At 43.5% G+C, this 9,523-nt stretch carries 10 protein-coding genes; 5 read left to right on the plus strand and 5 right to left on the minus strand.

Features of this window, described 5'->3' with window-relative positions:
• Nucleotides 1-1,027, plus strand: a 1,027-nt coding sequence (locus JGK36_RS24390; protein ID WP_293185117.1) for a right-handed parallel beta-helix repeat-containing protein, incomplete at its 5' end; no start/stop codon positions are given.
• Nucleotides 1,028-1,139: 112 nt separating this feature from the next.
• Here JGK36_RS24390 and JGK36_RS24395 read toward each other — a convergent pair.
• Nucleotides 1,140-2,045 (minus strand): alpha/beta hydrolase, encoded by a 906-nt coding sequence (locus JGK36_RS24395; RefSeq protein WP_293185116.1) that lies wholly within the window; start codon nucleotides 2,043-2,045, stop codon nucleotides 1,140-1,142.
• Nucleotides 2,046-2,059: 14 nt separating this feature from the next.
• Nucleotides 2,060-2,506 carry a SufE family protein gene (locus JGK36_RS24400; RefSeq protein ID WP_293185115.1) on the minus strand — a complete coding sequence of 149 codons (447 nt, stop codon included), beginning with the start codon at nucleotides 2,504-2,506 and terminating at the stop codon, nucleotides 2,060-2,062.
• A 97-nt stretch (nucleotides 2,507-2,603) separates the two neighbouring features.
• Between JGK36_RS24400 and JGK36_RS24405 the strand changes: the two genes are divergently transcribed.
• Nucleotides 2,604-3,239 carry a methyltransferase domain-containing protein gene (locus JGK36_RS24405; RefSeq protein WP_293193106.1) on the plus strand — a complete coding sequence of 212 codons (636 nt, stop codon included), beginning with the start codon at nucleotides 2,604-2,606 and terminating at the stop codon, nucleotides 3,237-3,239.
• 146 nt (nucleotides 3,240-3,385) lie between these two features.
• Here the strand turns inward: JGK36_RS24405 and JGK36_RS24410 are convergent, their stop codons facing one another.
• Nucleotides 3,386-3,748, minus strand: coding sequence for a hypothetical protein (locus JGK36_RS24410; RefSeq protein WP_293185113.1), 363 nt, complete (start codon nucleotides 3,746-3,748; stop codon nucleotides 3,386-3,388).
• A gap of 323 nt (nucleotides 3,749-4,071) precedes the next feature.
• On the opposite strand from JGK36_RS24410, the gene JGK36_RS24415 reads away from it, so the two are divergent.
• From JGK36_RS24415 to JGK36_RS24425, 3 genes are all read left to right on the plus strand, one after another.
• Nucleotides 4,072-4,800 (plus strand): response regulator, encoded by a 729-nt coding sequence (locus JGK36_RS24415; protein WP_293185111.1) that lies wholly within the window; start codon nucleotides 4,072-4,074, stop codon nucleotides 4,798-4,800.
• Between the two features lie 10 nt (nucleotides 4,801-4,810).
• Entirely contained in the window at nucleotides 4,811-5,419 is a 609-nt protein-coding gene (locus tag JGK36_RS24420; RefSeq protein ID WP_293193104.1) for an adenylate/guanylate cyclase domain-containing protein, read from the plus strand.
• 442 nt (nucleotides 5,420-5,861) lie between these two features.
• Complete coding sequence (locus JGK36_RS24425; protein ID WP_293185108.1) at nucleotides 5,862-6,797, plus strand: spermidine synthase; 936 nt, start codon at nucleotides 5,862-5,864, stop codon at nucleotides 6,795-6,797.
• 112 nt (nucleotides 6,798-6,909) lie between these two features.
• Here JGK36_RS24425 and JGK36_RS24430 read toward each other — a convergent pair whose 3' ends face one another.
• Nucleotides 6,910-7,347, minus strand: coding sequence for a hypothetical protein (locus tag JGK36_RS24430; protein WP_293185107.1), 438 nt, complete (start codon nucleotides 7,345-7,347; stop codon nucleotides 6,910-6,912).
• Between the two features lie 204 nt (nucleotides 7,348-7,551).
• Nucleotides 7,552-9,333: an ABC transporter ATP-binding protein gene (locus JGK36_RS24435; protein ID WP_293185128.1), complete on the minus strand. Its 1,782-nt coding sequence runs from the start codon at nucleotides 9,331-9,333 to the stop codon at nucleotides 7,552-7,554.
• Between the last annotated feature and the right edge of the window lie 190 nt (nucleotides 9,334-9,523).

Raw genomic sequence — 9,523 nt, forward strand, 5'->3', positions numbered from 1 at the left:
TCAAATCGAGAGAGCCAATCAAAATCAAAATCAACTGCAATCTCAAATATCCGACTTAGAAAATCAGTTAGAAAATGGGCGTCAAACTCGATCGCAATTAGAGTCTCAACTAGAAACTGCTAACAGAGAGCGATCGCACATTTACGCCCAACTCTCGGAAATGCAAAGTCAAATCGAGAAAGCAAACCAGAGTCAAGCTCAACTTCAATCTCAAATATCTGAGTTAGAACATCACTTAGAAACAGTATATCAAGAACGGTTGCAGCCAACACCGGAAATTACTGCAACAGCGGAAAAATCACCAAAAGCTGAATTACTAGATAAAAACGCCGAGTCAACCCCAGAAGCAGCAATTTTGAAAAATCAAGAATTTGTAGTTTCTCAGCAAGGCGAAGGTGACTATACCACTATTAGCGAAGCCCTAAAAAATGCTGTTTCAGGTACGCGAATTTATGTGCATCCGGGTGTGTACAAAGAAAGTATAATAATCGACAAATCTGTGGAAATTATCGGCAACATAGAAGCGGGTAGCGTCACTGTTGAAAGCAGCGATTCAAACTGCATTCAAATGGCAACAGACAGCGCTTTAGTCCGAGGATTGACAATTAAAACAACAGGAAAATATTACGCTGTAGATATTCGCCAAGGCGAGTTAATCGTAGAAGACAGCGATATCACTTCTGCCAACTATTCTGTGGTAGTAATCTGCGGCTCTAATGCTAATTCAGTAATCCGTCGCTGTCAAATTCATGATGGAATATGGAACGGAATCTTTATCTCGGATAATGGCAAAGCAACGGTGGAAGATTGCAATATCTATAATAACGGCACTCTGGGAATAGGTGTCGGATTGGGAGGAAAATTGATTGCGCGCAGGTGTAGAATTAATGGTAATGAAGGTGAGGCGATCGCAGTTTACAGAGATAGTATTGCTACGGTGGATGATTGCGATTTAACCGGCAATACTGGGGGTGCTTGGCGGATTGCAGATAACGGATATATTCGCGGGAAAGGCAATCAAGAATAGAAGAAGTCATTAGTCATTTGGGACGGGCTAGAAGCCCATCCCACAAAAATCTTTTTTATTGTGGGATGGGCTTCTAGCCCGTCCTAATTATTTTTGCAAGAAGTCTATAATCTTAAACAAAAGACTTAACCGCATTTGCCAAATCCGCCGCATACTCTTCGTGCAAGCCCAAAGAACCAGGGATAACTCGCGATTCTACTCCCGGTAATTGGGCTAATACTTCCATTTCCGCCTTAGATTTGGGCGGTGCTTTCTCAGCAATTACAACCATCACGGGTACTGCTAATTCTTGGAAGTTGGCGACAAATTCTTCTCGGGTTTTTGCCGGATCTAAACCACCAGTTACAAAAGCCGCCGAACCAAATCTCGCACCCGCTTTCTGAGTAACTTTCCACTTGTTTTGGATGAAATCGGGGGTGACTTTTGCTGCATCCGCGTAGACGTGGCGGCGGTACATTAAACCCAGGAATGACGGCGCAGTGTTCAGTTTGTAAAGGAATTGACCGAGTAAGGGCGATCGTACTAATTCTCTGACAATTCCGTGCCAGCCGCTTTGCTGTTTGCTCATCGTCGGTAAAGGCCCGCGCCAAGTCGGTGCAGCTAACACAATTTTTGACCAAACATTCGGCTTTGACTGCGCTAATTGCATCGCATAACCGGCAGCGTGACCGGCCGCAACTACAGCCACAGGACTGCTAAAAGTAGACTCAACAAAATCCTGAATAAATTGATGATATAATTGCGGTTCGTAGTCGGTGCACGGGCGATCCGAGTCGCCAAAACCAGGCCAATCTACACTCACAACTTGAAAGTTAGGCGCCAACAATTCCGCTAAAGGACGCATTTCTGCTCGTGTTGAAACCGTACTGAAAGCTGGCAGCAATAATACGGTGTTTCCTTGTCCTCTGGTTTCGTAAATAACTTTGATTTGCGTTCCTTTCCAGTTCCAGAGATATTCTTGAACTGTCGCGGGATAGCTGCCATAATTAGATTGGATTAAATCAGCAGTCTGAGTCACAGCTTTTGCTCCTGTTAATTTGCTTCTGCTTGCGCGCTAACTTCGCAACCCAGTGCCTTGTTTCTCATCATTTGAAAGATGTTATAAAATCCGTTAGCGCGAGAAGGTGTCAGGCTCACATTCAATCCCGTATCTTGAATAAAATCTGGGGTAACGCTGACTATTTCCGCAGGCGTCAATCCGCTTAAACCTTCGACGAGCAAGCCAACTAATCCTTTGACTAGCTGAGCGTCTGAATCGCCTTCAAAGGAAACTTTTCCGTCGGCTAAAGTTGCGGTAATATAAACTTGTGACACGCAGCCAGAAACTTTGTTCTCTGGCTGTTTATTGCTTTCGGGAAATGGTGGGAGTCGCTTGGCATACCACAGCAGTTGTTCGTAGCGCTGTTTCGGATCGGAGTGTCGCTGGAAGCGCTGGACAATTTTAGCTAGGGTTGGCGGTAGCGCGGTATTTGCGGACATGATTTCGAGTAGCGGTTTACATCGCTAATATTATACATTTCATTTTAGCAGTCGGTGCGGGCGATCGCCAATCAGAATAGGTTATTGTAGAGAAAAATTGCGTGAAGCGTTCGCTCTCCCCTTCCCGAAGGCTAGCTATCCCGTTATTAATCGCCCTACAAATCTCAACGGAGGAAATATGGTATTTGGTGCAGTTGACGAACATTGGTGCCGAGTTGTGATGAACCGCGAAACTCGCAACATCGTTAAAAGCTTGCAGCCCGATCGATTAAATACCTTAGAAATCTCTGGCGACAGTTGGGGCAAATTAGAATCTTTTCAAAGCTATAAATCCGTCAAATATCCAGAGTTTGACATTTGCGAGTGTTGCCTCGATCAAACATTTGATTTAATCATTGCCGAACAGATATTTGAACATTTACTTTGGCCTTACCGCGCTGGCAAAAATATCTATCAAATGCTCGACAAAAACGGTTATTTTTTAATAACTATACCGTTTTTGATTCGGATTCACGATTACCCTAACGACTGCTCTCGCTGGACAGAAACAGGAATCAAATACCTGCTGGCTGAATGCGGTTTCAATTTAGAGCGCATCCAAACAGGCTCTTGGGGAAACCGCGCTTGTATTGTGGCAAACTTCTCAAAATGGGAATATTACAATGCTTCCATTCATTCGTTAGCAAATGAGCCGGATTTTCCCTTAGTAGTATGGGCTTTGGCGCAGAAATAACACCCCGATCGAACAATTTGAGATTTGAAATTTTTGGTTTTAGATTTGGGATTTTAGATTTTAGATTACCGAAGAAGACTGCGCCAAACTACGAGAGAGTCGATCTTACAAAACAACGTTAGCTGAAGCAGTCTTGGCGATCGCGCTCAACTCAAGTCCAAGGGCGGCAAACCGCGCAACTGACGCAGGGAATTGATGCACAACTGACAGTCGCAGCCAAACAGCGCCGCCGCTGCATCGCTTTCTTCCTCCGTAAAATCTAGCATCGCCACCGGTTCTTGATTCGGGCGCTGCCAACCGATTCTGGCCTTGGAATTAGCAGCAGCAGCCTTACCGGGAAGGCGCATACAAGTCAGACGTTGGGCGTGGGGCGATCGCACGCAGGTTGGCGCATCAGCCGATTTACCCGGTGTTTCGCCTATGTTTTGAGTTTGGGCGATCGCGCTCAAAGACATCAGAGATCCAAACAGCGTCGGACTTACAAGCAAAGTGAGGAGCAATCTATTCATTTGTCGTCCATAAGAACTTTAACGTACACAGTAGCGGATTATCTGTGGCAATTCAACAAGGTTTTTGGCTTGCATCAGTACAGTTTGCCGTTATTAAGGTTTAAAATCCGAATATTTTTTTATCAAACTTGCAATAATTCCCCGTATTGGCAAGCAGATTTTTGCGATCGGTATCGCCTGTGCTTCCCAGTTTAAGATTTGTTGCAAGTTTAGAGAATTCCCTTAGCTAGTGATAACAAAATCATTCAATGTGGGTAAAATAATGTCAGTCAGGGCAACTCGAAGCAGCGCACAAGTTTACATCGGAAACCAGGTGGGGAGTGATGAGTACAGTTTTAGTTGTGGAAGATTCCCGCAGCCAGCGGGAGTGCATTTCACATCAGTTGAAATGCAGTGGATTAAATGTAATTCAAGCATCTGACGGTGTGGAAGCACTAGATAAAGTTGAGAGAAGTTACCCGGATTTAGTATTATTAGATATCGTCATGCCCCGCATGGACGGTTACGGTGTTTGCCGTTTAATCAAAGCTAATCCCGAAACTCGGAATATACCAGTAATATTTTTAACCGGCAAGGGACAGCAGCTAGCTTTGTTCTCCAGGGCGATCGATCGCGCCGAGGCGTATGTTAGCAAACCTTGGCAGCCCAGGGAACTTTTGGCAACCATCAAAAAAGTCTTGATGAATGCCAATATTAAGTTCGATCGGGCTTCGGCTGACGCTTGGACGGAATACGGCATTTTAAACTTAAGTACCATTGAATTGTATCAAAGTCGCGCCGATGCTTGGACAAAATACAGCGCCCAAATTATTAAATTGTACGATACCAGCATAGCAGCTTTTCAGCAAGCTTTGGCAATTGAACCGACTCACTCGACAGCCAACAAGTATCGCAACCGAGTTCAGACTATCCGGGCAATTTTGATGAAAAAGATTGAGCAAAATCAACCTTGCAAAGTCTGCGACTATTATTACGGCAAAGATGGTATCAATTGTGCAGTACATCCCGCTGGTCGCCCTCAGCCTTTTTGTCGCGATTGGGAGTTTAATTAATTCAACTACAATGAAAACAAATAACCGCACCAACTTGGAAAAACTGCTGCAAGAAAGAAACGAAAACCCCCAAAGAATGGCAGAAATTGACGCCCAAATTAATGCAACTTTTCGTCAAAATCACACAATCTTGGTAATGGATATGTCGGGATTTTCTCGAACAACTGTCCGTTACGGAATCATTCATTTTTTGTCAATGATTCACCGGATGCACGGAATTGTCAAACCGATAATTGCGGAATGTGGCGGTACTGTTGTTAAGGAGGAAGCAGACAATATTTTTGCAGTATTTCCCGATGTAAAATCTGCTGTGGAATCTGCAATTGACTCTCTGAAACAAACGGTGGCTGTCAACACGACTCTGCCGCCGGATATGGATATTTACCTCTGCATTGGTATTGGCTGCGGCGATGTTTTGATGCTGGAAGGAGAGGATATGTACGGATCGGAATTTAATCTAGCAGCCAAGCTGGGAGAGGATTTGGCGGAACGGGGAGAGATTTTGCTTACCTCAGCAGCGTTTGAAAAGTTTGAAGGTGATAAGCAAGATTGGGAAAGAATAGATTTTTCGATTTCGGGTTTGGAGTTTGTGGCGTATAAGCAGGTATCATCTACTTAATTTATCTCAGGTTTTTTTCACAATATAAAATAGAAAATTGATGAGAAACCCAGTTCCTTCGCAAATACCCGGTTAGTCTACGATTTTTAGTACATTCCTCGACGCAACTTGCACTCTTATAGAGGTTAGTCTTCTGGTACGTTGTTGCGCTTCAGCGCTCTTTGATATATAAAGTAGAAAAGGGTCATAAAGCGCAACAACCTTCAAAGAAAATTGCACTCTTATAGGGATTAGTCTTTAGGTACGTAGTTGCGCTTCAGCGCTCTTTTATATATATAGCCTTTCTCAAAAAGGTGAGGTATGACTGACAGGTTATATAACCACTGAAACCAAGAGGGCTCTCTTCCCAACAACGTCCGCGAATCTTTCGCAGATAGAGTTTAAAGAAAACAGGATTGACGCATTTCTAACCACTCGTGCGTCCAATAAATTAAAAAATCAGATGATTGACGAACAAAAAAATTGGCAAACTATCAATTTAGCGAATATTCAACAGAGGCTGGCTTGGGTGCAACAACAGCCGGATGGAGTTGTGTTTTGCAAAGAGTCGGGAGTTCACTATGTTGCAGTTAGAAAAGATAAAGGTCAAATTAAGCTATGTTTAGTAGAAAAAGTGAATTTGTATACAGATTTATTGCAATCTGTGTTCAACCTCAACAATCCTCTGCATTTAGTTTCAGAATATACCCAAGCGATGATGTTGGGTTTATTGTGGCAAAATCAACCTAAAAAAGTTTATATAGCTGGGTTTGGCGGTGGCAGAATTCCGTTAGTTATGCACCATTATTTGCCGGAAACTGTTGTAGAATGTGCTGATGTAGATGCGATCGCGATTTCAGCCGCCATTGAGTGTTTTGGAGTGCACTTCGACAGCAGACTCAGCGTAGCAATCCAAGATGGGAGAGAGTATCTAGAGCAGCAAAGCCCAGATGTGCAGTACGATATAATCATGACTGACGTGTTTTTTGGCAACGGCTACTTTCCGCACCGGCTAGCAACTAAAGAATTTTATGAACTTTGCCAAAAACATTTGTCAACCGCTGGAGTTGTTTTAGTAAATCTGCTGCAAAGAGATGAGTTTTATGCCCAAAAGGTGAAGACTTTTCAAAGCGTGTTTTCCCAGGTATACGTATGCCCTTGGAAGGATATTAATAGTGTTTTAATTGGGACTAACGGCCCTATTTTAGACAAAGACGAGATTGTTTCCAGAGCAAAATATGTGCAAGATGGACATGAATTTTCGTTTTCCTTGACAGACAGAGCTCTTGATGTGAAAATAGGTTCAGAATTGTCTCAGATTATAGCTAATTTAGACCAAGCTCAAATTTTGACCGACGATTTGCCACCCGCCGGTTATTTTGATTCTTGGTTATTTTGATATCCAACACAACAAAACGGGTTCGTAGTGAGGACTTTAGTCCTCTGAAAATGAGGACTAAAGTCCTCACTACGAACTTAATTAGTATTTTTTTTACCGGATTGGATATAATTTATCCTTTAATATATTCAGCCATTTGTTTTTCCAGGCGATCGATCAATGTATCGACATCCGCTGCTGCGAGTTCAAAACAATCAGGGGGTGCGGGGTCAATTTCAAACAAAATTAGCTTGATTTCACCTTCGCCGATCGCCAAAATCGCTACCTCTTTCTCCGGTTTGTGAGCGTTTAGCACTCCTAAAATTTCCTGAATATGACTTTTAACTTGACGGTTTAACTCTTCTACTGCCTCTTTTTTACAGTACACGAAGCGTGGCGTTCCGGCAATATCAATGCCCAAAATATCGTCGCTTTCCTCTCCTCTTTCCTGAAGGAGTCCCCAAGCTAAAGCCGCCAATTCTTGTTTGTTGGCTGCTACAAATTTATCTAATTTGCGGCGCCAGTTACTTTGATTTTTTTGTTCGGACTCAGGCCCACCAAATAAAAACATTTTTTCTCTTTGCTTGTAGAAACTAATATCTTACGGTTATTGGTTATTTGTTATTGGTTACTGGTTACTGGTTATTTGTGATTCGTTATTGGTTATTTGTGATTCGTTATTAGCAGACTGTGAATAACTAATTACCAATGCCAAATGCCCAATGCCCAATGACCAATTACCAATTAGCAAATTCAACCTAAAAGCGCAGCGCTTTTATTTTATACCAGATTGCACCCGCCAGAGCGACGCATAAACTCCATTATGTTCGATAAGTTGTTCGTGATGCCCCGATTCTACCACTCGCCCCTGCTCCATGACAAAAATGCAATCGGCATTACGGACAGTAGAAAGACGGTGGGCGATCGCAATTGTAGTCCGATTTTTGGTAATTCGTTCGAGCGATCGCTGAATTGCGGCCTCCGTCTCGTTATCCACCGCTGAAGTAGCTTCATCCAGAATCAAAATCGGCGGATTCTTCAACACAGCCCTCGCAATCGCAATCCGCTGCCGCTGTCCCCCCGACAATTTTTGACCGCGTTCCCCTACAATAGTGTTGTAACCGTCCGGCAATTGCGCGATAAACTCGTCAGCTTCCGCAATTTGAGCAGCATTTACTATCTCTCGATCGGTGGCATCAAAAGTGCCGTAAGCAATATTTTGGGCCACCGTACCGTGAAACAAGAATACATCTTGACTCACCAATCCGATCGCTCTCCGTAAATCTTTTAAATTCAGGGTAGTTAATTCTATGCCATCGAGATAAATCTGACCGTATTGTACCTCGTACAGCCTCATAATTAATTTTACCAGCGTACTTTTTCCCGAACCAGTCGCGCCCACAATTGCCGTAGTCTTCCCCGCCGGCAGAGTCAGGGAAAAATACTGCAAAATCGGTTTTCTTTGATTGTAATAAAAGGTAACATTTTTAAATTCCAGCGTGCCTTTAATCGAACTAACCGGCAGCCGAATATCACCCGTGCGAATTGCGATCGGCGTATCCAACAAATTCATCACCCGATTAGTAGAAGCCATGGCGCGCTGGTATCGATCCATAGTATCACCCAGGCGGGTCAGGGGCCACAGCAACCGCTGCGTCAAAAACACCAAAACGCTGTAAGTCCCTACAGACAATCTGCCCGCCACTACCTCCAAACCGCCCAGAAATAGCGTTGCAATAAAGCCCAGGAAAATCACCACGCGAATTAGCGGAATAAAAGCTGCCGAAATTGCGATCGCCCGTCGGTTACTTTGGCGGTAAGCTTGACTTTGGGTTTCGATGCGCTGAGTTTCATAATCTTCGGAAGTAAAACTTTTAATAGTAGTAATTCCCGTCAGATTATTCGACAATTGCCCGTTCAAAAAACTCACCTTTTCCCGCACATCAGCATACAGTGGAGCAAGGCGATTTTGAAATGCAAACGAGCCCCAAATAATAAAAGGAATTGGCAGCATTGACAGGATAGCAACAGCAGGAGATGCTGCAAAAAAAGCGGCGCTAATCACAATTACCGTCGTACTTACCTGAATCACTTCATTGGCACCACCATCCAAAAAACGTTCCAGTTGATTGATATCATCGTTGAGAATCGAAATCAAACCGCCCGTGCTGCGTTCTTCAAAATAAGCTAATTCTAATTCTTGTAAATGGCTGTAAGCTTCCAGACGCAAATCGTGTTCGATATCCTGAGCCAAATTGCGCCACAAATAATCATAGGCATATTCAAAAACCGATTCCAAAGTCCAAACAATCAAACTCAAAAAAGTAATGATTGCGAGTTGCAAAACGACATCTTTTATGCCCCACTTAGCAAGGATAGAATCTTGTTGTTTCACCACCACATCAACGGCAATACCGATTAATGCTGGTGGCGCTAAATCAAAGAATTTATTCAGCAGCGAACAAATACTTGCCAGCCAAGTTTTCAGGCGGTAGCGGCGCCCGTACTTCAGCAGCCGCTTGAGGGGATGGACAGGTTTAGAGGGATTTGGTGACAATTGAGGATGGGGATAATTGGACAAGTTTTAGATTGTGCAGTTATTTTTATGGTTTTAGGAACGGGCTAGAAGCCCATTCCACAATCTTTGGAATTGTCTTTGGGAACGGGCTAGAAGCCCATTCCACAATCTTTGATTTTTTCTGCTGGAACAGGCTAGAAGCCCATTTTACAATCTTTGAAATTGTCTT

Source organism: Microcoleus sp. PH2017_35_SFW_U_B, from assembly GCF_020737865.1.
Taxonomy (GTDB): Bacteria; Cyanobacteriota; Cyanobacteriia; order Cyanobacteriales; family Microcoleaceae; genus Microcoleus.